Here is a 26330-nt window from a genome sequence, read left to right as displayed (position 1 = left end):
CCGTGGGCGCGGGGCCGCGGGCGGCCCCGCGCCGGGCGGTGTCAGAAACCGGAGACCGGGCGCGGCGTGTAGTGGCGCTCCAGTTCCGCCACCTCGTCGTCGGTCAGCTCCAGCGACAGCGACGCGATCGCGTCGTCCAGGTGGTGCGGCCTGGTGGCGCCGATGATCGGCGAGGTCACCGCGGGATTCCGCGACACCCAGGCCAGGGCGATCTGCGCACGGGGAACCCCGCGCCTCCGGGCGACCGCGCCGACGGCGTCCGCGATCGACCGGTCGGCCTCCGCGTACAGCCGTGAGCCGAACGCGTCACCGCGGCTGCGCGCCGTCTCCTCCTCCCACGCGCGGGTGAGCCGGCCGCGCGCCAGAGGGCTCCACGGGATGACCCCGATGCCCTCGTCCGCGCACAGGGGCAGCATCTCCCGCTCCTCCTCGCGGTAGAGCAGGTTGTAGTGGTTCTGCATGGTGGCGAACCTGGTCCAGCCGTTGACGTCGGCGACCCTCAGCGCCTTGGCGAACTGCCAGGCGTGCATCGAGGAGGCGCCCACGTAGCGCGCCTTGCCAGCCCTGACCACGTCGTGCAGGGCCTCGACGGTCTCCTCGATCGGCGTGGCGGGGTCCCAGCGGTGGATCTGGTACAGGTCCACGTAGTCGGTGCCCAGGCGCCGCAGGCTGTGGTCGATCTCGGTGAGGATCGCCTTGCGCGAGAGCCCGCCGCCGTTGGGGCCCGGGCGGGTGCGGCCGAACACCTTGGTGGCCAGCACGATCTCGTCGCGGTCGGCGTACTCGGCCAGGGCGCGGCCGACGATCTCCTCGCTGCTGCCGTCCGAGTAGGTGTTGGCGGTGTCGAAGAAGTTGACGCCCGCCTCGACCGCCTGGCGGATGAAGGGTCTGCTGGCCTCCTCGTCCAGGGTCCAGTCGTGGGTGCCCCTGGCGGGGTCTCCGTAACTCATGCAGCCGAGGGTGACGCGGGAGACGTCGAGTCCGGTCCGGCCCAGCTTGACGTAGTCCACGGGCTCGCCTTCCGTCGAGGGGGTGGGGACGGCACGACTCTAGGGTGCCGGGGTGCGGGCTCCCGGCCCGGCCTCCAGGAATCTACGTCGTAAAGCTCCATGGAAGAGCCAGGCCGGTACGCGGACGGGTGCGGTGCCGGTCGCACCGCACCCGTCCCGCGCGGCCGTCACGCCTCGGTGGCTCCCACGAGCCAGGCGACCTTGTGGGCCGTGACGCCGAGGCTCCCACTGCTGCCGAGGTAGACCCCGAACGAGGCGATGAACGCGTAGTCGTGCTCTCGGCGCTCACAGATCACGTCCTCAACCGCACACGCGGATGACGGGTTGCGCACACGCAGGCAGGGCGACGACTGTTCGTCGACCACGTCCGCCCGTACGTCGTAACGGGACAGTTCCGCGGCGAGTTTGCCGAGGTGCTCGTGCTCCTCGGAGGGCACACGGGTCGGCTGCTCGTCCCTCGTCTGTCTCGACTTGGCCATGGCGCAGATCCTTTCGTGTCGAGCGTGGTGGCTCTCCTCGATGCCCTGCCGCCATTGTCACCCAGGGTTATATTACTAGTCCGTAACGCGGTTACGACACGCCGTTACTCCACCCAGGCGCCCTCGTACACCACCTCGCGGACTTCGAGGTCGTCGTCGAGCACGACGAGGTCGGCGCGCCCTCCGACCTCGATCCGGCCCACCCCGTCCAGCCCCAGCGCCGCGGCCGGAACCGACGACGCCGACCGCACGGCCTCGGGCACGTCGACGCCCAGGCCCCGCACGGCGTTGCGCACCGCCTGGGGCAGGACGATCGTGCTGGAGGCGATCGTGCCGCTCTCCGCCAGGCGCGCCTCGCCGCCGCTCACCCGCACCCGCAGGTCGCCCAGCGTGTACTCGCCGTCGCCCAGGCCCGTCGCCGACATCGCGTCCGTCACCAGGGACACCCTGTCCGCGCCCGCGGCGTCGAAGACCAGCCCGGCCGCGCCCGGGTGGACGTGCACGTTGTCCAGGATCAGCTCGACCGTCACGCGCTCGTCGCCCAGTGCGGCGGCGATCGGCCCCGGGTCGCGGTGGCCCAGCGGACGCATCGCGTTGTACAGGTGGGTGGCCACCGACGCACCCGCGTCGAAGGCCGCCAGCGTCTGCTCGTAGGTGGCCTCGGTGTGCCCCACCGCCGCCACGACGCCGGAGGAGGCCGCCGCGCCGATCAGGTCCAGTGCTCCGGGCAGCTCCGGGGCCACCGTGACCATGCGCACGTGCCCCCGCCCGGCCTTGAGCCAGCGGTCGAACTCGGCGGTGTCGGGGTCGCGGAGCAGGTCGGGGTCGTGCGCCCCGCATCTGGCCCGGGAGATGAAGGGGCCCTCCAGGTAGATACCCGCCAGCTCGCCCGCGTCGCACAGTTCGGCCAGCGCCGCCACCTGGCGCAGGGTGTCCTCCGGGGTGGCCGCCACGAGGCCGCCCACCAGCGCGGTCACGCCCCGGGAGCGGTTGAACGCGATCGTCTCACGGACGCCCTCGGGGTCGGTCTCGGTGAACGCGTGCCCGGCGCCGCCGTGGACGTGGGTGTCCACCATGCCGGGGACGACCCAGGCGCCGCCGAGGTCGCGGCCGTCGGGAACGGGTCCGTCCGAACCCAGCGCGGCCACGCGGCCGTTCTCGATCCTCAACCATCCTTCGTGGACCCCGTCGGGGGTGACGACGCGCGCGTTGGTGAGTGTGACGGGGGTGTGGGCCATGTGAGGGGTTCCTCGTGCTCGTCTCGTCGGTGTGTGTCGCACATTACACAGGCCTTCGGAGCCGTCACCGCGGGCTTCCGTATCGCCTGCGGAGCTGGGTGATCCCGCTTCCTGGGACGGCTGTCCGAGGGGTGGACCGCCCACCGTGGTGCGCGCACGCATTGACGATAACGGCCGGGGCGCTTCATGATGGAGACATGTCCGCCGGTGAGCTGCTTGTCCAGCGCCTGCATGTCGATCTGAGACAGCAGGCGAGCGCGCTCTGTCGTAGCTAGCGCCCTGCGGGGTTTCGCCCCGCGCCTTTCGTGCCCCGTCGCACGTGCCCTGTCGCAGACACCGGACGCTCATCTCTTCCCCTGGGTTCTGTGGGGACCGCCCCGCGGTCGCCGAAGCAGACCTGCCAGGCCCGACACGGGCGGTTTTCGGACAGCGTGGTCCGCTCCCGCCGTGTCGGAGGCGAGGAACCGCGAGAGTCCAAGGACGTTCGTCACCCCTCCTTCCGGTGTCAACCGCCCCGCCGTCCTCCCCGGCTGGTGTCTCCTCCGATCCCGGCTCGCTCTGTTCGAACCCAGGAGTTCTCGCATGACCCGCTTCACCGTGCTCGTCGCCGCCCCCCAGATCCGTTCCTCCGTCCGCGACGCCGCCCTGCGCGCGGCCTCCGAGGTCGCCGCCCGCGCGGGTGTCGACTCCCGCCCCGACGTCATCGACATCGCCGAACTCGGCGCCGAACTGCTCTCGGAGTCCTCCGCCGCGGTCGAGGCCGCGCTGGCGAAGGTGCGCGAGAGCGACGTCCTGCTCGTGGCCTCCCCGCAGGCGCACGGCACCTACACCGGGCTGCTGAAGGTCTTCCTCGACCGCCTGCCCGAGCTGGGACTGGGCCACACGGTCGCGGTTCCGCTGGCGGTCGTGGAGGACCTGCGCAACAGCCGGGGCATCGAGGAGGACCTGCGTATCCTGCTGGCCGACCTGGGCGCCTGGGTGGCCGAGCCCGGCCTGATCCTGGCCGAGGGGGAGACCGGCCAGCCCGACAGCGTGGTGCGGGCGTGGGCCGACGTCGCCGCCCCGGGCCTGCGCGAGGCCGTGTCGGTGGCCGTCTGACCGGGGTCGCCGCGGCGGTCCCGTAGCGGCGGGTCCGTGGTGGCGGGGGAGACGCGCAGGAGTGTCCCGCCTCCTCCCCGGCCTCCGCGGGGTCCGCACGCCGCTCCCCCGTCTGCGCCGGGGCGGCACGCCGTCCCCGCGCACGTGCGCCTCCTCCGCGCGCCCGTGTGCGGTCTACGCGTGGGCGCGTTTGCGGCTCGTGTCCGCCTCGGCGGCCGCCACGTTGCCGCGGACCAGGACGACCACGACGAGGGTGAGGGCGAATCCGCCCACGCGCAGGGCCAGCATGACGGGGTCGTCGGGCAGCCGCTCGCCGAACAGGATCGTGCCCATGACGACCATGAACACGTTGCCCACGACGTTGGACACCGGGGCGGTGATGGAGGCGCGCGAGCGCTGGAGCGAGGTCTGGAAGAGGACGATGCCCACCGCCCAGCCCACCGCGTACAGGTAGGGGTAGGGCGACAGCAGCGCGGGGACGATCGCGTCCCACAGGCCGTGGTCGGCCAGCAGGCCGCCCAACCCCTTGCCCTGGAGGCCCGCGCTGCCCTGGGCGAAGCCCGCGGCCGCGCCCAGGGCGGCGGCGGACACGTAGCGGCCGCGGCCGCCGGCCAGGCCTACGACGACCAGGCACACCGCCACGGTGAGCAGGCTGACGGTGATGAGCAGCGGTGCGTCGGCGGTGGTGCCGGTCTCGGCGCCCTCGGCGGTGGAGAGGCTGAGCAGGCCGAGCGCGACCGGCATGATGCCGAGGGCCACGTACTCGCCCCGTGTGACGCGCTCGCCCAGGACGAGGGTGATGACGAGGATGCCGCACGCGACCCCGGCGGCGAAGGCGGGCTGGGCCACGGACACGGGCGCCAGGCCGAGCGAGACGATCAGGCCGACGCTGCCCACGGCGGCGAAGAGGCAGCCGAGCACCCAGCGGGGGTTGGTGAGCAGGACCCGGGCCAGGTGGAGGGGGCGGTTGATCGAGATCGACTCCGCGCCGTGCAGGGCGCGCTGTTCCACGGTCAGGCCGACGGTGTAGACCACCGCGGACAGCAGGGCTACCAGGAGTCCGGTCACGGGGGGTCCTGCTTTCCGTCGGGGCGCGGAGTCGAGAGGGCGGGGGCGGCCGCTAACGTCGGTGTAGGCGGTTCCGCTCGGCCGCAGCGAGTTGACGAATTATATATAACCAGTTCTAGTCTTGTCTGACGAACCCCCTGCTGGGGGTAGAACCCGTTCTGGGAACGCAGGGGGAGCGGTGCGCGGATCCGACGAACGCTCCGTGTGGTGGTCGCGCGTGGCCGACCGCTTCGGCAGGTTTCGGTTCCGCTGGCCCGGACTGCGCCGGTCCCGGTCCGCCGAACCGGGGCGGGACCGCCCGCGAGCGCCGCGTCTGGGGTTGCTCCTGGATCGGTGGCCCCGATGGCTCCGCCTCCCGTTGCTCCGGCCCCGCTGGGACAGCCACTCCCGTTTCGAACCCGGGCCCTTGGGGCTGCTCGGCGTCATGCTCTCGGCGATGGCGGTCACCCTGCTGCTGATCCAGAGCGGCTCCGGGGGAGGCGCCGCGGAGGGTGGGCGCGCCGAGGAGCCCGTCACCGTGCCGGGCCCGCCGGACGGCGAACTGCGCGTCATGGTCGTCGGCGACTCGCTCTCCCAGGGCAGCAGCGGCGACTACACCTGGCGCTATCGCCTGTGGTCCCATCTGCGAGAGGCCGGGGTGGAGGTGGACTTCGTCGGCCCCTACGACGGCGTGTACGGGTTGGCGGACCGCGAGTTCGGCAACCAGGACTACGCCGACCCCGACTTCGACACCGACCACGCCGCCCGCTGGGGCACCACCGCGCAGGACCTGTCCACCGGGGCCGCGCGGGTGGCCGCCGAGTACCGGCCGCACTACCTGCTCCTCCTGGCCGGTACCGAGGACATCCTGGCGGGCGAGGACGCCGACAGCGCGCTGGAGGGGGTGGGCGAGACGGTGTCCACGGTGCGCGTCGTGCGGGGGCAGACCCGGTTCGTCCTCGGGGAGCTCCCGCCGGTGGAGGACCCGCGGGCCAACGCCGAGATCGACCGGTTCAACATGGGTCTGGTCGACCTCGCCGCGCAGCTCACCTCCAGCGAATCGCCCGTGGTGGTCGCGCGGGTCGCCGACGGGTACGCCCCGGCCAGCGACAACTGGGACGAGGCGCACCCCAACGCGCGCGGCGAACTGAGGATCGCGGCGGCCTTCGCCGACGCGCTCGCCGAACCGCTGGGGGTCGGACCGACCTACCGGCGGCCGCTGCCGGAACCGGCGGTGGGGCCCACGACCGCGCCCGAGCCCGTGGCGGAGGAGTCCGAGGACGGCCTCGTGCTCAGTTGGGAGACCGTGCCCGGCGCGACCGGCTACCGGGTGGTGCAGCGGCGCGTGGGACCGGACCCGGACGAGGCCGTCGTGCTCCCCGTGGACGTGCGCGCCGACGGGGACAGCCGTTCCGTGCTGGTGGGGGCGCTCTTCAGCGGAGCCCGCTACGAGTTCGTGGTGCGCTCGTTCAAGGGCCGGGACGAGGGGATGGAGTCCGAGCCCCTCCCGTGGGTGTGGGACGACGATCCGCCGCCGGGGCCGTCCTGGCTGCGCGTCGTCGACGGCGGGGCGGCCGTGGAGTGGGAGGAGGTCGAGGAGGCCTCCCACTACGAGGTGTGGGTGCGCGCGCTGGACTGCGGGGCCGCCGACGACCGGCGGGCGCCCGCGTTCGGGGGCCGGTCCGGGCCGATGGCCGACCACGGCCGGGGCGTGTTCCCGGCCGACGACCGGCGGACGCCCGTGGACGGCGACCCGTACGCGTCCCTGGAGGGCGACCACGCCTCGGAGGAACCCGTCGAATCGCCCGTCCCCAGCGGCGGGCCGTCCGACCCCGTGCCCGACGCGGACCCCGGTCCGCGGCCCACCCCCACACCCACTCCGGCCCCCACGCCGTCCGTGCCGGAACCCGAGCCCGTCACGCCCGGTCCGGACTGCGAGCGCCGCGACGGGCTCGGCCCCGGGGACGGGCGGGGATGGCGCACGCTGGGCCCGGTGGGGGAGGAGCCGCGCTGGTCGGTGACGGTGTCGGGTCCCTACGAACTCGTGGTCCGCTCCTACCGCGACTACGTGGAGGGCGGCTACTCCGACAGCGTTCTGCTCGCGCGGGGCTGACGGCGGGCCGAGGGGTTGCTTTCCAGGGGCGGAGGTCGACGGTGTCGTTCACAGGGCTGATGGTCCGGCGAGTGCGGGGAGCCCCGGGAGGAAGGGGCGTTCGTCGCGGAAGGGGCGCCAGAGGAGAAGGGGGCGTCCGGCTGCTGCCCCGTCTGCTGCCGTGGGCCGTGGGACTGCTGGCCGGTGTGCTGGCGCTCGGTCCCGCGCTGGGGCCCGGATACGTGCTGCGCTACGACATGGTGTTCGTGCCCGACCTGTCGCTGGGCACGGTGCTGCGGGGTGCGGACGGGTTCCCCCGCGCGATTCCCAGTGACGCCGTGGTGGCGGCGCTGTCCGCGCTTCTGCCCGGGGACGCGGTGCAGTCGCTGGCGCTGCTGGCGGTGTTCGCCGTGGGCGGGGCCGGTGCCGCGCGCCTGGTGCTGCGGGTGCTGCCCCGCGGCGGCGCCGGGGTCCTGGTGGCGTCGGCCGCCGCCGGGACGGCCTACGTGTGGAACCCGTTCGTGGCCGAGCGGCTGCTGTTGGGCCAGTGGGCGATGCTGCTGGGCTACGCAGGGCTGCCGTGGGTGGTGGGGGCGGCCGTCCGTCTGGCGAGGGTGCGGCCGGGTTCGGGGCTCGCCGGGCTGGTGCGCGCTCTGGTGCCCGCCGCGGTCGGCGGGTTCTCGTCGGTGGTGCTGACCGCCCTCACCGCCGGTCCCGTCGCCCTCACCGCCCGTCCGCGCGCGCCGCGCTGGTGGGGGCGGGCGGTGCTGTTCGTGCTGGCGCTGGTGGTGGTCTCCCTGCCCTGGCTGCTTCCGTCCCTGGTCAGCGGGGCGGGTACGGACCCGGCCGGGGTGGCGGCGTTCGCGGCCCGTTCGGACACCCCGTTCGGGGTCCTCGGCTCCCTGCTGCTCCTGGGCGGGGTGTGGAACTCCGGTGCGGTTCCGGCGGGCTACGGCGAGCCGGTGACGGCCGCGGCCCGCCTGCTGCTGTGTCTGCTGGCGTTGACGGGCTGGGTGTGGTTGCTGCGCCGGGAGCGGCCGGCGTTCGGCCCCGGTCTTTCGGTGGCCGCCGCCCTGGGCCTGCTGATCGCCCTGCTGGGTGCCACCGGGCCGGGGCGTGCGCTGCTGGTCTGGCTGATCTCCGCCTGGCCGGGATTCGGGCCGCTGCGCGACGGCCAGCTCTACGTGGCCCCGCTGTCCCTGGTCCAGGCGCTCGGCCTCGGCGCGTGTGTGTGGTGGCTGGCCGGACGGCAGGGTGCTGCGCTGCGGACGGGGCTCGCGGTGTTCGTGGCGCTGCTGCCGGTGGTGGTGCTGCCGGGGCTGCTGTGGGGCGCGAGTGGCCGGTTGGCCCCGGTGCACTACCCCGGGGAGTGGCTGGCGGCGCAGGAGGCGGTGGCCGCCGACGACCGGCCCGGGGCGGTGCTGGTGCTGCCCTGGAGCGCCTACCGCGGCCCCGACTGGTCGGGGCGGGCCACGGTCGTCCTGGACCCGGCGACCAAGCTCTTCGACCGGCGCACCCTGTGGAACGACGACCTGGTCGTGGGCACCCCGGACGGGGGAGAGGTGGTCGTGACCGGGGAGGACGCGCGGGCGCGGCGGGTCGCCGGGGTGCTCGGGCCCGACCCGGCGACGGGCCTGCCCGAGCGGTTGGACGCCGCAGCGCTGGGCGGGCTGGGGGTGCGGTACGTGGCGGTGTCCGCGCCAGCCGATAACCAGTTCTGGTCAGGTGTGGAGGGCCTGTCCGTGGTGGTGGAGGGCTCCGACATGGTGCTTCTTCGGGTGCAGGACCAGCATGTAAAGGCTGACAAAGCTGGCATTCCGGGGTTGGAAGTTACCGGCGGGTTAGTTACAGTTGGGGCAATCATCTGGTCTATGGCTAGATCAGGTTCTAGTCTCGTTTTCCAGCGCTCCGGACCCAGCGCGGGATCGGGCGCGCGGAAGGAGATCCCCAAGTGATCAAGGTAATCGCCGCCTGCGTCATCGGCGCGGCCCTGGCGGGAGGTGCCACCTTCGTGGCCACCAGCCTCGCCACGGACTCGACCGCCACCGCGGAACCGGTGAACGAAACCCTCTACAACTACGGCGACCGCTAGGGCGGCCGTACGGCGGAGGTTCGCGGGCGCTCCGCCCCCGGCGGGGCGCCCCACTCCCCGACTCCCGCGGCCCCGGGTGCCCTCCCCCGGCCGCCTACCACCACCGACGTCCGGCCCACGGGCCCGTTCGGCGTGCGCTCCACCCTTCCCCCAGGGGGTCGCCGTGCGTGTTCACCCGCACGCGCGAGGTAGCGGCACGCGGTCCGGCCGGACACCGCGCGGAAGGAGAGCGTGTGGTCTTCCAGAAGGTCCACCGGATCCGTCAGGAGACGGAACCGGGCCTGCCCGCGGTCACCGAGGCCCCGGCCGCCGTCGTCCCCGTCCAGGTCCCGACCGGCACGGGCACACCCGCTGGTCCGGACGTCCCCGCCGACCTCGGGCCGCGCCTGGACGGGGTCCGCCTGGTCATGGTCAACTGGCGCGACCCCTGGCAGTCCACCGCGGGGGGAGCCGAGGAGTACTCCTGGCGGATCAGCCGCCACCTGGCCGAACGCGGGGCCATCGTCACCTTCCTCACCAGCCGCGAGCCCCACCAGGCGCGCGTGGAGACCAGGGACGGGATCGTCATCCGCCGCATGGGCGGCAGGTTCACCGTCTACCCGCGCGTCATGGCGTGGCTGGCCCTGTGGCGCCGCGAGTACCAGCTCGCCTTCGACTGCATGAACGGCGTCCCCTTCCTGTGCCGCCTCGTCCTGCGCCGCAGCACGCGGGTGGTCAGCGTCGTCCACCACGTCCACGACCTCCAGTTCAACGCCTACTTCCCGGCGCCCGTCGCCTGGCTGGGCCGCACGCTGGAGTCGGTCGTGGCCTCGCGCGTCTACCGCCGCTGCACCACCGTCACCGTCTCGGAGTCCTCCCGCCGGGCCATGCGCGAGAAGCTGGGCTGGCGCGCGCCGATCGAGATCATCCACAACGGCGGACTCCCCGGGCCCCAGAAGCCCCTCGACGACGCGCCCGCCCCCGCCGACATGGGCCACCCGGCCGTGGTCAGCCTGGGCCGCCTGGTCGTCCAGAAGCGGGTCTCGCGGGTGGTCGACCTCGCCCGCGCGCTGCGTGAGGAGCACCCCGACCTGAAGGTGCACATCATCGGCCGCGGCCCCGAGGGCGAACCCCTGGCGGAGCAGGTCGCCCGTGACGGCACGGGCGACCGCGTGCGCCTGCACGGCTTCCTGCCCGAGGAGGACAAGAACAGCGTCCTGGCCTCGTGCCACCTCCACGTCACCGCCTCCGAGTTCGAGGGCTGGGGCCTGACCGTCATCGAGGCGGCCCGCCTCGGCGTGCCCACCGTGGCCTACGATGTGGACGGACTCCGCGACTCGGTCCGCGACGGCGAGACCGGGTGGCTCGTACGCGAGGGCGAGGAACTCGCCGACGTGGTCGCGCGCGCCCTGGAGGAGCTGTCCGACCCCCGCCGGGCCGAAGCCGTCCGCCGCGCCTGCCGCGCGTGGGCGTCCCGGTTCACGTGGGAGGCCAGCGGCGCGCGGATGACCCGGCTCGTCGCGAGGGAGCTGGGCCTGCCCGGCGCCGCGGAACCGGACGCCCCCGCCACCGACGCCCCCGTCCCCACTCCCGGCACCGCCCCCGCACCGGACGCCCCCGTCCCCGACCCCCTCACCTCCGACGACCCGGGCGCCCCCGACGCCCGGAACACGGCAGCAGGCAGGAAAGCGAAGACGTGACACCGACGGAATCCACCGCCAGGCGCGAACCGGAGGATTCCCGCACACCACCTTCCACCGGCCCCGGCGGTGCCGATCCCCGCCTCCTGGCCCGGCTGAAGGTCCTCACGGTGTGCCTGCTCCTGGGAGCGCTGGCCGCCAGCATCGACCCCGGCAGGATCGTCAGCGACACCAAGCTCGACCTGACGGCCGACCCCCTGGGGTTCATGGAGCGCGCCCTGCACCTGTGGGACGCCTCCTACTTCGGCCAGATCCAGAACCAGGCCTACGGGTACTTCTTCCCCAACGGTCCCTTCCACCTGCTGTTCGACCTGCTCGGCATGCCCGACTGGCTCATCCAGCGCCTGTGGATGGCCGTCCTGCTCGTCGCCGCGTTCACCGGCGTGTACAAGGTCGCCGGGGCGCTGGGCATCGGCACCGTCAACACCCGCATCCTGGCCGGGGTCGCCTACGCGCTGGCCCCCCGCGTGCTGACGCTGCTGTCGTACAACTCCGCCGAGTTGCAGCCCATGCTGCTCATGCCGTGGATCCTGCTGCCCCTCGTGCTCGGGGCCCGGCACGGCCGCTCGCCCGCCCGCATGGCCCTGCTGTCGGGCCTGGCCTTCCTGCTGTGCGGCGGCACCAACGCCGCCTCCGAACTGGCCGTCCTGGTCGTGCCGGGGCTCTACCTGCTCACCCGGGCGAACGGTCCGCGCAAGTGGCGCCTGATGGCCTGGTGGACGGTCGCGCTGGTCCTGGCCTCGTTCTGGTACGTCGCGCCGCTGCTCCTCATGGCGCGGTACGTGTTCTCGTTCATGCCCTACACCGAGGACGCCGCCGTCACCACCGGCGTCACCTCGCTGCTCAACGCGCTGCGCGGCACCTCCAACTGGATGGGCTTCCTGCCCGACCAGGGCAACACCGCGCTGCCCTCGGGGGCGGAGCTGTCCACCACCCCCTGGCTGATCGCGGTCACCGCGCTGGTGGCGGGACTGGGCCTGGCCGGGCTGGTCAACCGGCGCACCCCCGAACGGCTCTTCCTCATCGCCAGCCTCCTCACCGGCACCGCGGTCATCGTCGCGGGCTTCACCGGCGACCTCACGGGCCCCTTCGCGGCAACCATGCGCGAGCTGTTCGACGGCCTCCTCTCCCCGTTCCGCAACGTGCACAAGTTCGACGCGCTCGTGCGCCTGCCCCTGGTGCTGGGCCTGGCCCACCTGCCCGTGGTGGTGGCCCGGGACCTGGCCGACCGCGGGGGCACGCCCGTGCCCGGACGCGTGCGCCGCACCGTCGCGGGCGCCACCGCCGCCGTCCTCGCGGCCACCCTCGTGCCCGTCGGCACCGTGGGGATCGCCCCCGCAGGCGGCTTCGCGCAGATCCCCGACTACTGGTACGAGGCCACCGACTGGCTGGAGGCGCGCGCCGGCGAGCGCGGTATGACCATGGCCCTTCCCGGTTCGGCGCGCGGAGAGTACGAGTGGGGCCGCCCCATGGACGAACCCCTGCAACCGCTGTTCGAGGGGGCCTGGACCAACCACCAGATCATCCCGTGGGGCTCGGCGGGCGTCTCCCGCGTCACCCACGAGATCGACCAGCGCGTCTCCTCGGGACGCGGCTCCGCAGGGCTCGCCGACACCTTCGCGCGCATGGGCGTCACCCACCTCCTCGTGCGCAACGACCTCCAGCGCACCGGCAACAACGGCGGCTGGCCCGCCCGCGTCCACCAGGCCCTGGCCGACTCGCCGGGTATCACCCGGGCCGCCGAGTTCGGCCCGGTCATCGGCTCGCTGGACCACCAGTCCGCCTCCCAATGGTTCGACCAGCCCTACCGGGCGCTGAGCGTCTACGAGGTGGAGGACGCCGCGCCCACCGTCGGCACCGTGCCCGCCGACGAGGTGCTGCGGGTCACCGGCGGCCCGGAGTCCGTGCTCCACCTGGCCGAACAGGGGGTGGTCGACGACGACCGCCCGATCCTGCTCGGGGACGACCCCGGAGCCGGGGAGGTCGCCGCCCGGGACACGATCGTCACCGACACCGCCCGCCGTCGCGAGGTGGTCTACTCCAACGTGCGCCGCAACGTGTCGGCCACCCTCACCGAGGACCAGGAGCTCGAACGCGACGTCCCCGCCCCCGACGTCCTCGACCCGGCGTGGGAGGACCACGTCGCCCACGCCGAGGACGTCGGGATCGCCTCGGTGCGCGCCTCCTCCGCGGAGAGCGGAGCGGGGGCGCGCGCCGCCGACCGCGACCCGGGGCACGCCCCGCACGCCGCGCTCGACGACGACCTCACCACCTCCTGGCGGTCCAGCGCCTTCACCGGCGCACTGGGGGAGTGGATCGAGGTCGAGTTCGAGGAGCCCCAGGACCTGAACGGGCTCAGCGTCGCCTTCGAGCACCTGCCCGGCGAGCCGCCGCCCTCCCGGGTCACCCTCGTCACCGACGGCGGCGAGGCGCAGGTGCCCGTCGCCGAGACCGAGGAGCCCCAGGAGCTGGCGGCCCCGCCCGGCGCGACCGCCACACTGCGCGTGCGCGTGGACGAGCTGGCCTGGGAGCCGGAGTACCGGTTCGGTACCCGGGTGGGTGTCGCCTCGATCTCCGTGCCCGGCCTGGAACCGGCCCGCACGCTGCGGGTCCCCGGCCCCGCCGACGCCGGAACGCTGCTGTTCACCGGCTCCACCGGTACCGCGCCCGGCTGCATGGAGGGCTCGCACGTGTGGGTGTGCAACCCCGACCTCCAGGTGCGGGGCGAGGACGCGCGCCGCCTGGACCGCACGTTCGAGCTGTCGGCGGAGTCGGCCTCCGCCCCGCACACGGTCTCGGGCGAGGTCGTGCTCACCGACCCCCGCGAGGCGGAGAACGCCGCCAACCGGGCCAGCCCCCACCCGCACGTGACGGCCTCCTCCACGGCCGTACAGCACCCCGCCGCGATGGGCCGGGGCGCGCTGGACGACGACGAGAGCACCGTCTGGTACCCGGACCCGGAGGAGAAGAACCCCTGGCTCGACATCGAGCTGGGCGCGCCCACCGAGATCGGGCACCTGGAGGTGGAGTTCCCGCGCGCCGACAGCGTGCTGCGGCCGATCCGGGTGACCGTCGAGGGCGGCGGTACCGTGCGCGAGGGGTGGCTGGACGGCAGCGGCCGGGTGGACTTCGCCGAGTTCACCGCGGAGTCGCTGCGGGTGACCTTCGAACGCCCCGAGGGGCAGGCCCTGGAGATCGGCACCGTCACCCTGCCCGGGGTGGAGCCGGTGGAGCCGCTGCCCGAGGGCGACGCCTCCACCGCGTGCGGCCTGGGCCCCACGCTGCGGGTCAACGACCAGCGGGTGGAGACGCGGATCAGCCGGGGCACCCTCGCCGACCAGCTCACCGGCCGCCCGCTGCGCTACGAGAGCTGTACCGACCTGGACCTGGTCGGGGGCGAGAACCGGATCGTGGTCGATCCGGGCAACCGCTACGAGGTGCGCTCGGCGCTGGTGGAGTCCGCCGACCCCGTCTCGGACCGCCCCGAGGTCGCCATGGCCGAGGTGGAGCGGGTGCACGCCTGGGGCCCGGGCGAGCGCCGCTTCGACGTGGACGTCGCCGAGGACAGCCTGCTGGTGGTCAACGAGAACTTCAACGAGGGCTGGCGGGCCCGCCTGGAGGGGGCTGACGCCGCACTGGAGCCGATCCGGCTGGAGGGCTGGAAGCAGGCCTGGGTGCTGCCCGCGGGCAGCGCGGGCACCGTCACCCTGACCTACGCGCCCGACACCGCCTACCACCGGGCCCTGGCCGTGGGCGCCGCGCTGGCCGCGGTGCTGGTGGTCGCCGCCCTGTGGCCCAGGCGTCTGCTGCCCGGGGGCGCGGCGGCCGGGGCCGCGGCCCCGCGGGGCGCCCGCGCCCTGCCCGACGCCGGGCCCGGATGGCTGGGGCGGCGGGTCGTGCTGCCGCTGGGACTGGTCTACGGGGTGTGGGTGGCCGGTGCGGTCGGTGCCGCCCTGGTCGCGGTGATCCTGGTGTGCATGTGGTGGCTGGGGCGCCGGGCGCCCCGGAGGCTGCGGCACGCCAAGCCGGGACGGCCCTCCATGGGCGGGCGGACGCTGCCGCTTCTGGCGGGGCCCTGGCCGGTGGCGGTGTCGTTGGCGCTGGCCGGGCTGGCCATGGGCGCGGGTACCTACCTGGCGCTGTACATGCCCTTCCACGAGGTGACCGAGGTGTTCGGGGGAGCGCTGCGCGGCTGGGTCTCACAACTGCTGTGCCTGCCCGCGTTGGCCCGGCTCGTACTGGCCCTGGGCCAGCCGGGCGACGGTGAGGACGCCGACGCCGATCCGCCGTCGGTCCGTGTCCGAGCGGCCGCTGCGAACGCCGGTGGCGGGGCGAACGGGTCCGCTCCGTCCGGTGGTGCGGCCGGTGTGGCCGATACGACCGATGTGGCCAGTGGTGCCGTCGTTGACGGGACGGGCAAGGCTGCTGGGGCCCATGAGGTCCCCGAGAGGCAGGGGACTGCGGTTGTGGAGGCCAGCGGTACTGGTGGGGTTCGTGAGGAACGAGGACCCGAGGCTGCTGACACCGAGGGAAACAGCGAGGCCAATGGTGCCTCTAAGGCCCATGCGGTTCCTGAGGGACATGGGTCTGATAGTGCCGGGGTCAACGGTGCTTCGGGTGAGGGATACGGGTCTGATGGTGCCGAGGCCGGTGGGGCTAACGGTGCGGCTGGTCCCCATGCGACTCCTGAGGAATACAGGACTGATGCTGTCGGGGCCAGTGGGTCTCACGGCGCTACCGGCACCCCGGCCACTCCTGTGAGCGATGAGGCCGACGGCGCTCCCCACGACGGGGGCCCCTCGGACGACGACCGGTGGGAGAACGACCCCGAGGAGGCCCGGACATGAGCGCGCTCGGCGTCGGGGAGGCCGCCCCCAGCCAGGTCGGCCCCGAGCGCCGACCGGGGCGCTCCCTGCCCCGCGGCACCCTGCTGGTGGCCGTGGGCGCCTTCCTGCTCACCCTGGCCGCCCTGCTCCCGCTCTACGTGTACGAGCGGATGGCCCTGCTGCCCGCCGAGGCCGAGTTAGACATCCGCATGCTGGACGAGGACGCCGGTTACCTGGACACCTCCACGTGGTCGTGGGTGGAGTCGGCCGAGCTCAGCCGGGTCACCCGGGTGGACGCCTCCGCGCACGGCGGCGACTGGTCGGCGTGGGAGATGTCCGTGGACACCTCCGTGCCCGACCGGATGATCGACCACTGGAGCCGCCGCGTCATCGTCGACCGGGAGACCGGCCGGGCGGTCAACTGCTGCGGTGAGCACGTCGACGGCGACCGGGCGGTCCGGCAGGCGGGGCTGGTGTACTTCTGGCCGCCCGGGGACGGGGAGGGCGAGTACCCCTTCTACGACGCCGAGGTGCGGTCCGCGCCGATGTTGGAGTTCCAGGAGTGGGAGGAGGTGGCGGGGGTACCGGTGCGCCGGTACAGCCAGTGGATCGAGTCCACCCAGATGCCCGACTCGGCCCGCCCCGTGCCCGCCTCCCTGTTCCGCCCCGGGGCCACGGGCACGGTCACCGCCACCCGCTGGCTGGAGGTCAGCCGGACGTTCTGGGTGGAACCGGTCAGCGGGATCGTGGTCAACGCCCACGAGACCCGCGCGGAGACCCTGCGCCCGCAGAACGACAGCGGTGAGGCGCCCCTGCTGTACGCGCAGCTGGTCCTGGCCGAGCAGCAGGTCGCGGCCCAGGCCGAGCAGGCCCGCGTGCGCTCGGTGCTGCTGCGCGCCCTCTCCTCGTGGGCGCCGTGGACGCTGACCCCGCTCGGCGGCCTGGTCGTGCTGGTCGGCCTGGTCCGGGCCCGGCGGGGCCGGGACGCGGACGGGGGAGCGGAGCGGGGCCCCGGACGCGCGGAGGGGGAGCCCGTCGCGCCGGCGCCGAGCTGAGGTCCGGCGGAACCGGCGGGCCGCCCGAGCCGCGCCCGGTGCCCCGGGGCGGGAAACACCGGCGGATACGGGTGTTCCGGGGGAGAACGAGCCGTTTCGACCGTAGGATCACACCCATGTGCGGTCGTTATGCCCAGTCCCGGAACGTGCACCAGTTGCAGCTCGCCTTCGGCCTGCCCGAACAGGCCCTTCCCGAGGAGACCGATCCCCGGGCGTGGCCGCCGCTGGAGGAGCTGGACCCGGACTACAACATCTCACCCGGCAGGCCCGTGTACGCGGTGCTCGGACCGCCCCCGCAGGGTGAGGACCGGGGTGAGCCGGGGCCCCGCTCCCTGCACACCCTGCGCTGGGGACTGGTGCCCTCCTGGGCCAAGGACCGCAACATCGGCTACCGGATGATCAACGCCCGCAGCGAGACCATCGCCGACAAGCCCGCCTTCCGCACGGCCTTCCGGCGCCGCCGCTGCCTGCTGCCCGCCGACGCCTACTACGAGTGGCAGCTGATCGGCAGGGACGGGACCGTGCAGGCCAGCACCTCGCCGGTCACCGACCCCCACCACAAGAAGCGCAAGGCCAAGGCGGACAAGAAGCCCTACTCCATCCACTACCCCGACGACCGGCCCCTGGCCCTGGCGGGGATCTTCGAGCGCTGGCGCGACCCGGAGGTGGCCGAGGACGACCCCGCCGCGTGGGTGTGGAGCTGCGCCGTCGTCACCACCGAGGCCGCCCCCGAACTCGCCCACATCCACGAGCGCATGCCCGTCGTCGTGCCCCCCGAGGACTGGGCGGCCTGGCTGGACCCGGCGACCGGGGCCGACGAGCTGGCCCACCTGCTCCAGGACACCCCCGCCGAGCGCTTCGCGGTGGACGAGGTCTCCACCGACGTCAACAGCATCAAGAACAACCGTCCCGACCTGCTCGAACCGCTCTCCGACACCGGGGGAGACGAGCCGCAGACGCTCTTCTGACCCAGGGGAGCGCGGCACGGCCCCGAGCCGACCGCGCTGTCGGGGGTGGCGTGCGGGAGACACTTTTCTATCCCCGGGACGGTGGACAGCCCCGCTCGGCCGACGGATAGAGTGTCCGGGGCCACACGGACCGGGCACGCCCCGGTCCCGCGTGCCCGGGGCGCCCCATGCGTCCCCACATCTTCATACGCAACGCGGGAGCTCGCGCCATGGCGGGCTGAGAGGGCGACTCAACGGTGTCGCCGACCGCAGAACCTGTTCGGGTAATTCCGACGTAGGGAGGCATGCCATGACGGCTCTCGACGGCCGCGACGTCAGTTCCACCGCCGACCACCGGGTGACCACCGGTCCCATCATGGGATCACGCAAGGTCTACCGGGAGGTCGCCACCCCCGAGGGGCACACCCTCCGCGTCCCGCAGCGCCGGGTGGAACTCAGCAACGGCAGCCACTTCGACCTGTACGACACCTCGGGTCCGTACACCGACGACACCGCGCACATCGACGTCCACCGGGGCCTGGCCCCCACCCGCGGGGAGTGGGCCCACACGTCCGCCCCGTCCGGCGGCGCGACCACCCAGCTGGCCCACGCCAAGGCCGGGACCATCACCCCCGAGATGCGGTTCGTGGCCGCCCGGGAGGGCGTGGACCCAGAGTTCGTCCGCCAGGAGGTGGCCGTGGGCCGGGCGGTCATCCCCGCCAACCGGTGCCACCCCGAGTCCGAGCCGATGATCATCGGCAAGAACTTCCTGGTCAAGATCAACGCCAACATCGGCAACTCCGCCGTCACCTCCTCCGTTCCCGAGGAGGTGGAGAAGATGGTGTGGGCCACCCGATGGGGGGCCGACACCGTCATGGACCTGTCCACCGGCAAGCGCATCCACGAGACCCGCGAGCGCATCCTGCGCAACTCGCCCGTCCCGATCGGGACCGTACCCATCTACCAGGCCCTGGAGAAGGTCAACGGCGATCCGGCGGCGCTGAGCTGGGAGGTCTACCGCGACACCGTCATCGAGCAGTGCGAGCAGGGCGTGGACTACATGACCGTCCACGCGGGCGTGCTGCTGCGCTACGTGCCGCTCACCGCCCGCCGGGTCACCGGCATCGTCTCGCGCGGCGGCTCCATCATGGCGGCCTGGTGCCTGGCCCACCACAGGGAGAGCTTCCTGTACACCCACTACGAGGAGCTGTGCGAGATCCTCCGGGAGTACGACGTCACCTTCTCCCTCGGCGACGGGCTGCGGCCGGGGTCGATCGCCGACGCCAACGACGAGGCCCAGTTCGCCGAGCTGCGGACCCTGGGAGAACTCACCCACATCGCCCGCGCGCACGACGTGCAGGTGATGATCGAGGGGCCCGGGCACGTGCCGATGCACAAGATCGCGGAGAACGTGCGCCTGGAGGAGGAGCTGTGCGGCGAGGCGCCGTTCTACACGCTCGGCCCCCTGGCCACCGACGTCGCGCCCGGCTACGACCACATCACCTCCGCGATCGGCGCCGCCCAGATCGGCTGGCTCGGTACGGCGATGCTGTGCTACGTCACCCCCAAGGAGCACCTGGGGCTGCCCGACCGGGACGACGTCAAGACCGGTGTGATCACCTACAAGCTCGCCGCGCACGCCGCCGACCTGGCCAAGGGGCACCCCCGGGCGCAGGAGTGGGACGACGAGCTGTCCAAGGCGCGGTTCGAGTTCCGTTGGCAGGACCAGTTCCACCTGGCCCTGGACCCCGAGACCGCGCAGTCCTTCCACGACCAGACCCTGCCCGCCGAACCCGCCAAGACCGCGCACTTCTGCTCCATGTGCGGGCCGAAGTTCTGCTCCATGAAGATCACGCAGGACGTGCGCAGGTACGCCGAGGAGCACGGGCTGGAGACGGTGGCCGCCATCGAGAAGGGCATGGCCGACAAGTCCGCGGAGTTCGCCGAACAGGGTAAGCGGGTCTACCTGCCCCTGGCGGACCAGGAGACCGCGCAGCACCGGTGAGGGATGGGGCGGGGGCGGCGGCGTCCCCGCCCTAGCCGGGCTTGCGCGCGCTCGCCACCAGGTGCACGCCCACGTAGTCGTCGGACTCCGTGGCGCGCAGTTCCATCTCCACCAGGCGTCCCATCGACCTCGGGTCGCGCGCCAGCATCATCTCCACCGTGGAGGCGGACAGCACCGTGCGGGGCTTGACCCACTCCAGTTCCAGACCGGCTTCGGCGACCGCCTCGGTGAGCTGCTCGGCCGTGAAGCACCGCGTGATGGAGCCGTCCGGCCAGGGCACCAAGAGCACGTCCGCGTTGGGCGCGTGGCTCAGCTCGGGCCAGCGGTCCTGCTCGGCCAGCATCGCCATGCCCAGCACCACCGAGTCCACGCACAGCAGGGCGCGGCCCCCCGGGCGCAGCACCCGGCTGACCTGGGCCAGCGCCTCCTCGGTGGCCAGGTGCCGGGACAGTACCCGGTTGTCGGCGATGACCCCGTCGAAGGAGCCCGGGGCGAAGCTGCGCAGGAAGGCGGAGTCGCCCACCACGTGGCGCAGCCGTCCGCGCCGGGCGGGCCGGGGCACCACCGCGCGCCCGTTCACCAGGGTCAGCGGGCGGCGCACCGCCACGTCCACCGACGGCAGCAGGGTGACCACGTCGTGTCCGGCGGCCACGGCGCGCGGGGCGCCCTGGTAGTCCGCGCCGGAGAGGTCGAGCAGCAGGGAGGGGGTGTCGGGGAGCCACCGGGCGACCTGCGCCTCGGCGACCGCCCAGTAGAACCGCCAGTAGTCCGACAGGCGGTCGGGGGTGGCGAACTGGGCCGCCGTGGGACGGGGGCGGTCGGAGGCCGGGGTCGGGGACGGTCGCACGTGCACTCCTCTCCCATCCTCCAGATGTCCTACCCGCACTCTGCCATGCCTCACCTCCGGTGACGGAGGTAAACGACAAAGTTCGCCCAAGGAGGGACCTTCGTCCCTCCGCGGCGCGGAATCAGCTCGGGCGAAGCGTTGTTCTCCCCTACACCGCGCCCGGAGCAGCAGCGTCCGGGCGCGCCACACGCGAGTATGCGGGGGAGGGCCGACAGACCATGCCGACAGCCGGGACGTGCCTGGAGCGCGAGGAGACGGTGTCGGCGCCACGCGGCGCCGATGCGCGGGTCCGTGCCATGGGACCGTATCGTTGGGGTATGGACGCCCCAACCGGGACCAGCGCGAGGAGGCCGACGGGCTTGGAACAGGGCCAGGAGCAGGAGACAGCCGAGGAACGGGAAGAGCGCTTCGAGAGGGACGTGCTTCCCTTCCTCGACCAGCTCTACTCCGCGGCGCTGCGGATGACCCGTAACCCCGCCGACGCGGAGGATCTCGTACAGGAGACCTTCGCCAAGGCGTTCGGTTCGTTCCACCAGTTCAGACAGGGAACGAACCTCAAGGCGTGGCTCTACCGCATCCTCACCAACACCTTCATCAACTCCTACCGCAAGAAGCAGCGCGAACCGAAGCAGGCGGGGACCGAGGACGTCGAGGACTGGCAGCTGGCGCAGGCCGCGTCGCACACCGCGGCGGGCCTGAAGTCAGCTGAGGCCGAGGCGCTCGAACACCTCCCCGACACCGACGTCAAACGGGCGCTCCAGGAGCTGCCCGAGGACTTCCGGATCGCGGTGTACCTCGCAGACGTCGAGGGCTTCGCGTACAAGGAGGTCGCCGAGATCATGGGGACGCCCATCGGGACGGTCATGTCCCGGCTGCACCGCGGGCGCCGCCAGCTCAGGTCGATGCTGGAGGAGTACGCGGTGGAGCGGGGGTTCCTGCCGGCGCGGGCGGCGGCCGAGGCCGGCGCGGTCGCCTCGGGGACGTCCCCGCGCGGACGGGGACAGGACGTCTCGGATCGAGGAGACCGGCAATGAGCGGCGGCCACGGCGAACACAGCGACACCCCGTGCAGCGAGGTGCTCGCCAAGCTCTACACCTACATCGACGGCGAGTTGGAGGAGGGCAACTACGAACAGGTGCGCGAGCACCTGGACGGGTGCGGGCCCTGCCTCGACGAGTACGGGCTCGAGGAGGCGGTGAAGAAGCTCGTGGCCAAGCACTGCGGCTGTGATCCGGTGCCGATGGACCTGAGGGACAAGGTGCTCAACCGCCTGGCCCGGGCGCGCACGGAGCAGTTGGCCCGGGAGGCGCGCCTGGAAAGCCCGGGCACCGCGCCCTCCTGAGGGAGCCCGGGCACGACCGGGCCCGGTATCGGACGAAACCTGGCACACCTGGTGGCGGAAGCTGGAATTCCAGCTTCCGCCACCTTTTTGTTGGATTTTGTGACCTGTTCCGTTATTAGCGATCTCTGAAGTGATGTGTGGCTTTTATGCACTTTTGCGGGAATGTCGTGCCGTATTCCCCGTGCCTGTCGGGTTTTTGGTCAGGTGCTTCTCTGCCGTGTTCCCGGCTCCTTCACCGACACGCCCGGCACGCCCGGGCCGTTCCGGGTCGTGACCCACTCGGAATGTTTTTTCTGCCCGGCTCCGGGGTTTGTTCCGTATGACTACCTGGGGTAGTCGTGCCTGATGGTTCTGGTCGGCGGGTGGCGGGGCAAGCGCCCAGGCGGTGGATCTTCGCGCGCTCCCACGCCCGGGGGTATGGTTACGCAGAGTAATCGAAGTGCACTACTAATTGAATTCGTAATTCCATATTCCGGAACTTGGCGCCAGCGGGAGGGGGTGTGGTGGCGGTAGTTCGGGTTGGGGGTAATCGGGGCGCTGTCGTTGCCCGTTAAACTGGACGCCATATCCAACGAATGGGGTAATTTACGCGGCGTGCCCGGGGATAACGGTGGTGCGCGCGCGTCGGGGGAGAGGGGACAACGGTGTTCGTCGGCATGCTCCACGCGGTGATGGGTGTTCTTTGGGTGGTAACCGCCTTCAGTGGATGGTCTTGGTGGTAGAACAGAACCGGTGAAACCATGACAGTCCGGTCGTCATCGGCGGGGGGTGAACGGGGGTGCGGGCTCTTCCTGGGGGCGCGCGTGTCTACGTCGGAATCATCGTTGTCAGTGCTGTCACCATCATGCTCATCGGTCCCTACTCGGGCCTGGATCTGCACACACTGGTCCTGATCGCGATTCTCTTCGTGGTCGCGGAGTCGATCAGTACGGCGGTCCTGACGGGCGTCAAGGCGGGGATCTCGCCGAGTTCGGCGGTCTCCCTGGCCGCCGTCGTCCTGGTCGGACCGGTCGGGGCGGCGGTGGTCGGTTTCGCCTCCTGCTTCGCCATCCGCAGGCAGAACCTCGTCAAGAGGGCGTTCAACGGAGCACAGTTCGCACTGGCGGCCTACGCGGCCGGACACGTCTACCTTCTGCTCGGCGGAACGGTGGGAGAACCCGGCCGGGAGGACTTCCCGGCCATCGTCCTCCCCTACGTCGCCGCCGTCCTGACCCACTCCCTGGTCAACTCGGTGCTCGTGGCCGTCCTGATGTGGACCCTGGGCGTCGTGCGCCCCGGCGGCTCGCGTGGCCGGTTCGACTGGCGTCCGCTGGTGGGGGTCGAGCTGTCCTCCATGGGCTACCAGATGCTCGGCCTGGCCATCGCCGCCGTCTGGGGCGGGGTCGGCCTCATCGCACCGCTGCTGGTGCTGCTCCCGCTGTTCATCGCGCGCTGGACCTTCGCCCAGCAGCTGGACGAGGCGCGCGCGCACGAGGCCACCCTGGCCACCCTGTGCCAGGCGGTGGAGACCAAGGACTACTACACCCGGGGCCACTGCATGCGCGTGGCCGAGGGCGCCGCCATGATCGCCCGCGAACTGGGCATGCCCGCCGACCGGGTGCAGAAGATCCGCTACGCCGGGATGCTGCACGACATCGGCAAGCTCGGAGTGCCCACCAAGGTGCTGCAGAAGACCGGCAAGCTCACCGACGACGAGTACGCGGCCATCAAGCTGCACCCCACGCGCGGCTACGAGATCGTGCGGGAGATCAGCTTCCTGGACGAGGCGCTGGCCGGGATCCGGCACCACCACGAGCGCCTGGACGGGCGCGGGTACCCCATGGGCCTGGTCGGGATGGAGATCCCCGAGTCCGCGCGCATCATCAGCGTCGCCGACGTCTTCGACTGCCTCACCTCCACGCGCTCCTACCGCAGGGCGTGGTCGGTGGAGGACGCCGTCGCCGAGCTGCGGGCCTGCGCCGGGACCCAGTTCGACCCCAGGATGGTCGAGGCGCTCGTGCGCGCCGTCGAACGCGAGGGCTGGGAGACACCCGACATCGCCGAGCCTCCGGGCGGCTGCTACGGGTCGGAGGCGGCCGAACGCTCCGTGGAGGAGTCCGGCCGAGCCGGGGGACCGGGGGAGGTGCCCGCCGACGCGTCCGCCGAGGAGAGCGCCGCCGGGGAGCCGTCCTCCGCAGGGGCGGCGGCCGACGAGGCCGCCTCCGCGGACGCCACGGCCTCCGCCGAGGCAGTGACGGGCGGGCGTGAACGATGATGACGCAGAGACAGTCGGACGGGGCCCGGTCGTCCGGGCCCGTGCTGAGCGGTCCCGAGGGCGGCGCCCTCAACCACCAGCGCCCGCGCGGGCCGGTCTGGCGGACCTCCCGGCCGGTGCGCGCGGCGCTGGTCGGCTCGGTGGGCTCGGGCGCCCTGGCCGCGCTGGTGTGGACGGCCTCGACCGGGGTCGTGGAACCGCACGTGGCGCTGGCGTTCTGCCTGGTCGTCGCGGCCGGTGAGCTGGCGCGGATCACTCTGCCGGGCCACCGGGAGGTGGCCCCCATCGCCTCGGCCGGCGCGATCAGCTACGCGTTCCTGCTGTCGCTGGGCTCCGGGCCGCTGCACCACTCCGCCTGGCAGGTGGTGGCGGTGGTCGCCCTGGGGGTGGCGCTGGGCGAGCTGCCGCACATCGCCGTGGGCCGCAGCCCCCGGGTGGAGGACGTGGCCCGCAGGGTGTTCGTCGCGGCGGCGCTGGCGATCGCCTTCCGGCCGCTGGCCGACCAGCTCCACCTGTCGGGCCCGTCGGTGAAGGCCACGCTGCTGATGGCGGCGCTGGTCATGCTCGTCTGGGCGGCGGACTCCCTGCTGGCGGCGGTGCTGCGGGCCGAGCGCCTGCGCACCAGTCCCTCCGTCGCGGTCCGCGACGAGCTGCGCGCCCAGTTCGCCACCGGTGCCGCGATCGGCTCCAGCGGCGTGCTGATCGCGCTGGCCTGCACGGTGACCGGTCTGGGCGGGCTGCTGGTGTTCATCGCCCCGCTGCTGGTGTCGCAGGTGGCCTTCCGCCGCCACGCGGAGGTGCGCCGCACCTACCTGGAGACGGTCCGGGCGCTGTCGCGGGTCACCGAGGTGGGCGGCTACGTGGAGAACGGGCACTCGCGCCGGGTCAGCCAGCTGGCGCACGGGATCGCCTGCGAACTGGGCCTGGCCGAGGCCGAGCTGCTGGAGCTGGAGTACGCCGCCCTGATGCACGACATCGGTCAGCTGTCCCTGCGCGAGCCCATCGCGGGCGGCGCCACCGTGCTCGCCTCGCCCAGGGAGCAGCGGCGCATCGCCGAGCTGGGTTCGGCGATCATCCGGGAGACCGGCGTCCTGGACAACGTGGCCGAGACGGTCCGCCGCCAGTGCGAGCCCCTCGCCGGGGACGGCGACGAGGGGGTCCCGCCGCTGGGCAGCCGGATCATCAAGGTGGCCAACGCCTTCGACGACCTCGTCGGCGACAACGGCGACGCCGAGCGCCGCACGGCGGTCCTGGAGCGCCTGCGCATGGACACCGACAGCGAGTACGACCCCCGCGTGGTGGACGCGCTGGCCACGGTGCTCTCCCGGCTCTGACCCGCGGGATCCGTCCGGCGGGGAGCACCGGCCCGGCCCCGGCGGCGGCCGGGCGCGGACCGTGTCACGGCCGGACGGTCCCGGGGCGGGCGTGCCGGCCGTCCTGCTCCGGCGCCCGCCCGCACGGGGGTCAGTCCCGGGGCGGGCGCAGGCGCGTGACGAACTTGTACCGGTCGCCCCGGTAGAGCGAGCGCACCCACTCCACCGGGTGCCCGTCGCCGTCGAAGCTGTGCTGGCAGTGCAGCACCAGCGGCAGGCCCACGTCCACGCCCAGCAGCCGCGCCTCGTTGGGCGTGGCCAGGACGGTCTCGATCGAGGCCTCCGCCTCGGCCAGGGAGACGTCGTACGCGCTCGCCAGAGCCTCGTAGAGCGACGCGTAGCGGTCCAGCTGCCGACGCAGGCCCGGAAAGCGTCGCGCGGCCAGGTGGGCCGTCTCCACGGCCATCGGCTCGCCGTTGGCCAGCCGCAGCCGCTCGATGCGCAGCACGCGCCCGCCGGAGCGGATGGCCAGCAGCTCGGCGAGCTGGTCGTCGGCGTTGATGTAGCTCACGTCCAGGATGCGCGTGGCGGGGTGCAGACCGTGCGCGCGCATCTCCTGGGTGTAGCTGGTCAGTTGCAGGACCTGTGCCACCTTCGGCTTGGCCACGAAGGTGCCCTTGCCCTGGATGCGCAGCAGACGGCCCTCGACCACCATCTCGGTGAGCGCCTGGCGCACGGTGGTCCGCGAGGTGCCGAACTGGGTCGCCAGGGCGCGCTCCGGGGGGACCGGGTTGCCCGCGGGCATCGCCTCGATCAGTTCCAGGAGCTGCTTCTTCACCTGGTAGTACTTCGGCACCCGGGGGTTGCCGTCCAGTGTGCGCTGACCAGTCATCAGTCTCCTTCGCCGAGTCCCGCGCTTGCCGCACAACCCTCCCGGTGTGGTCGGCACGGCGGGGGTGGCAGCCGCCGATTGGTGTGGACCACTGGTCGAGTGCGTACCTCTTGA

General features: G+C 72.8%; 19 protein-coding genes and 1 riboswitch. Of the genes, 13 read left to right on the top strand and 6 right to left on the bottom strand.

Going from position 1 to position 26330, the window contains the following annotated elements; genetic code table 11:
* Positions 1-41: 41 nt before the first annotated feature.
* From G011_RS0108370 to nagA, 3 genes are all read right to left on the bottom strand, one after another.
* Positions 42-1010 carry an aldo/keto reductase gene (locus tag G011_RS0108370; protein WP_019608077.1) on the bottom strand — a complete coding sequence of 323 codons (969 nt, stop codon included), beginning with the start codon at positions 1008-1010 and terminating at the stop codon, positions 42-44.
* 167 nt (positions 1011-1177) lie between these two features.
* The gene (locus G011_RS0108365) at positions 1178-1489 is read right to left on the bottom strand and encodes a hypothetical protein (RefSeq protein WP_013154720.1); all 312 of its coding nucleotides are present in this window, start codon (positions 1487-1489) and stop codon (positions 1178-1180) included.
* 104 nt (positions 1490-1593) lie between these two features.
* A complete protein-coding gene (gene nagA, locus G011_RS0108360; RefSeq protein WP_019608076.1) occupies positions 1594-2727 on the bottom strand; it encodes an N-acetylglucosamine-6-phosphate deacetylase in 1134 nt (377 codons plus the stop codon).
* Positions 2728-3309: 582 nt separating this feature from the next.
* Here nagA and G011_RS0108355 point away from each other — a divergent pair.
* Complete coding sequence (locus G011_RS0108355; protein WP_013154718.1) at positions 3310-3825, top strand: NADPH-dependent FMN reductase; 516 nt, start codon at positions 3310-3312, stop codon at positions 3823-3825.
* Positions 3826-3999: 174 nt separating this feature from the next.
* Here the strand turns inward: G011_RS0108355 and G011_RS0108350 are convergent, their stop codons facing one another.
* A complete protein-coding gene (locus G011_RS0108350; RefSeq protein ID WP_019608075.1) occupies positions 4000-4893 on the bottom strand; it encodes a hypothetical protein in 894 nt (297 codons plus the stop codon).
* A 178-nt stretch (positions 4894-5071) separates the two neighbouring features.
* Between G011_RS0108350 and G011_RS0108345 the strand changes: the two genes are divergently transcribed.
* From G011_RS0108345 to thiC, 8 genes are all read left to right on the top strand, one after another.
* Complete coding sequence (locus G011_RS0108345; RefSeq protein ID WP_026338135.1) at positions 5072-6985, top strand: SGNH/GDSL hydrolase family protein; 1914 nt, start codon at positions 5072-5074, stop codon at positions 6983-6985.
* A gap of 167 nt (positions 6986-7152) precedes the next feature.
* Positions 7153-8919 (top strand): hypothetical protein, encoded by a 1767-nt coding sequence (locus G011_RS0108340; protein WP_019608073.1) that lies wholly within the window; start codon positions 7153-7155, stop codon positions 8917-8919.
* Positions 8916-9056 (top strand): hypothetical protein, encoded by a 141-nt coding sequence (locus G011_RS32045; protein ID WP_013154713.1) that lies wholly within the window; start codon positions 8916-8918, stop codon positions 9054-9056. Before G011_RS0108340 ends, G011_RS32045 begins: the two co-directional genes overlap by 4 nt.
* Positions 9057-9289: 233 nt before the next feature.
* Positions 9290-10735 carry a glycosyltransferase family 4 protein gene (locus tag G011_RS0108330; RefSeq protein ID WP_019608072.1) on the top strand — a complete coding sequence of 482 codons (1446 nt, stop codon included), beginning with the start codon at positions 9290-9292 and terminating at the stop codon, positions 10733-10735.
* Positions 10732-15582, top strand: coding sequence for an alpha-(1->3)-arabinofuranosyltransferase (locus G011_RS0108325; protein ID WP_019608071.1), 4851 nt, complete (start codon positions 10732-10734; stop codon positions 15580-15582). Before G011_RS0108330 ends, G011_RS0108325 begins: the two co-directional genes overlap by 4 nt.
* Positions 15579-16616, top strand: a complete 1038-nt coding sequence (locus G011_RS0108320) for a DUF3068 domain-containing protein (protein WP_019608070.1) — start codon at positions 15579-15581, stop codon at positions 16614-16616. Before G011_RS0108325 ends, G011_RS0108320 begins: the two co-directional genes overlap by 4 nt.
* Positions 16617-16732: 116 nt before the next feature.
* Positions 16733-17584 carry an SOS response-associated peptidase gene (locus G011_RS0108315; RefSeq protein WP_026338133.1) on the top strand — a complete coding sequence of 284 codons (852 nt, stop codon included), beginning with the start codon at positions 16733-16735 and terminating at the stop codon, positions 17582-17584.
* Positions 17585-17768: 184 nt separating this feature from the next.
* A riboswitch (TPP riboswitch) is annotated at positions 17769-17880 on the top strand.
* Positions 17874-19568 (top strand): phosphomethylpyrimidine synthase ThiC, encoded by a 1695-nt coding sequence (gene thiC, locus G011_RS0108310; RefSeq protein WP_019608068.1) that lies wholly within the window; start codon positions 17874-17876, stop codon positions 19566-19568. Its footprint overlaps the riboswitch before it by 7 nt.
* A gap of 31 nt (positions 19569-19599) precedes the next feature.
* Here the strand turns inward: thiC and G011_RS0108305 are convergent, their stop codons facing one another.
* Positions 19600-20421, bottom strand: coding sequence for a class I SAM-dependent methyltransferase (locus G011_RS0108305; RefSeq protein ID WP_026338132.1), 822 nt, complete (start codon positions 20419-20421; stop codon positions 19600-19602).
* A 311-nt stretch (positions 20422-20732) separates the two neighbouring features.
* Between G011_RS0108305 and G011_RS0108300 the strand changes: the two genes are divergently transcribed.
* The 4 genes from G011_RS0108300 to G011_RS0108285 all read left to right on the top strand — a co-directional run bounded on the left by G011_RS0108300 (position 20733) and on the right by G011_RS0108285 (position 25345).
* The gene (locus G011_RS0108300) at positions 20733-21449 is read left to right on the top strand and encodes a sigma-70 family RNA polymerase sigma factor (protein WP_049800385.1); all 717 of its coding nucleotides are present in this window, start codon (positions 20733-20735) and stop codon (positions 21447-21449) included.
* The gene (rsrA, locus tag G011_RS0108295; protein WP_019608066.1) at positions 21446-21757 is read left to right on the top strand and encodes a mycothiol system anti-sigma-R factor; all 312 of its coding nucleotides are present in this window, start codon (positions 21446-21448) and stop codon (positions 21755-21757) included. The genes G011_RS0108300 and rsrA overlap by 4 nt, the downstream gene beginning before the upstream one ends.
* A gap of 844 nt (positions 21758-22601) precedes the next feature.
* Positions 22602-24011: an HD-GYP domain-containing protein gene (locus tag G011_RS0108290; protein ID WP_019608065.1), complete on the top strand. Its 1410-nt coding sequence runs from the start codon at positions 22602-22604 to the stop codon at positions 24009-24011.
* A complete protein-coding gene (locus G011_RS0108285) occupies positions 24011-25345 on the top strand; it encodes an HD-GYP domain-containing protein (RefSeq protein WP_019608064.1) in 1335 nt (444 codons plus the stop codon). The genes G011_RS0108290 and G011_RS0108285 overlap by 1 nt, the downstream gene beginning before the upstream one ends.
* A gap of 130 nt (positions 25346-25475) precedes the next feature.
* Here the strand turns inward: G011_RS0108285 and G011_RS0108280 are convergent, their stop codons facing one another.
* Entirely contained in the window at positions 25476-26216 is a 741-nt protein-coding gene (locus tag G011_RS0108280; RefSeq protein ID WP_013154702.1) for a GntR family transcriptional regulator, read from the bottom strand.
* Positions 26217-26330 lie beyond the last annotated feature (114 nt).

This window comes from Nocardiopsis sp. CNS-639, assembly GCF_000381685.1.
Lineage (GTDB): Bacteria > Actinomycetota > Actinomycetes > Streptosporangiales > Streptosporangiaceae > Nocardiopsis > Nocardiopsis dassonvillei.
This window is presented reverse-complemented; position numbering and strand designations above follow the sequence as displayed.

Coding starts and splice junctions, on each gene's coding strand:
- G011_RS0108365 (WP_013154720.1), bottom strand. CDS start 1,489: ATGGCCAAGTCGAGACAGACGAGGGACGAGCAGCCGACCCGTGTGCCC.
- nagA (WP_019608076.1), bottom strand. CDS start 2,727: ATGGCCCACACCCCCGTCACACTCACCAACGCGCGCGTCGTCACCCCC.
- G011_RS0108355 (WP_013154718.1), top strand. CDS start 3,310: ATGACCCGCTTCACCGTGCTCGTCGCCGCCCCCCAGATCCGTTCCTCC.
- G011_RS0108320 (WP_019608070.1), top strand. CDS start 15,579: ATGAGCGCGCTCGGCGTCGGGGAGGCCGCCCCCAGCCAGGTCGGCCCC.
- G011_RS0108315 (WP_026338133.1), top strand. CDS start 16,733: ATGTGCGGTCGTTATGCCCAGTCCCGGAACGTGCACCAGTTGCAGCTC.
- thiC (WP_019608068.1), top strand. CDS start 17,874: ATGACGGCTCTCGACGGCCGCGACGTCAGTTCCACCGCCGACCACCGG.
- G011_RS0108300 (WP_049800385.1), top strand. CDS start 20,733: ATGGACGCCCCAACCGGGACCAGCGCGAGGAGGCCGACGGGCTTGGAA.
- rsrA (WP_019608066.1), top strand. CDS start 21,446: ATGAGCGGCGGCCACGGCGAACACAGCGACACCCCGTGCAGCGAGGTG.
- G011_RS0108290 (WP_019608065.1), top strand. CDS start 22,602: ATGCTCATCGGTCCCTACTCGGGCCTGGATCTGCACACACTGGTCCTG.
- G011_RS0108285 (WP_019608064.1), top strand. CDS start 24,011: ATGACGCAGAGACAGTCGGACGGGGCCCGGTCGTCCGGGCCCGTGCTG.
- G011_RS0108280 (WP_013154702.1), bottom strand. CDS start 26,216: ATGACTGGTCAGCGCACACTGGACGGCAACCCCCGGGTGCCGAAGTAC.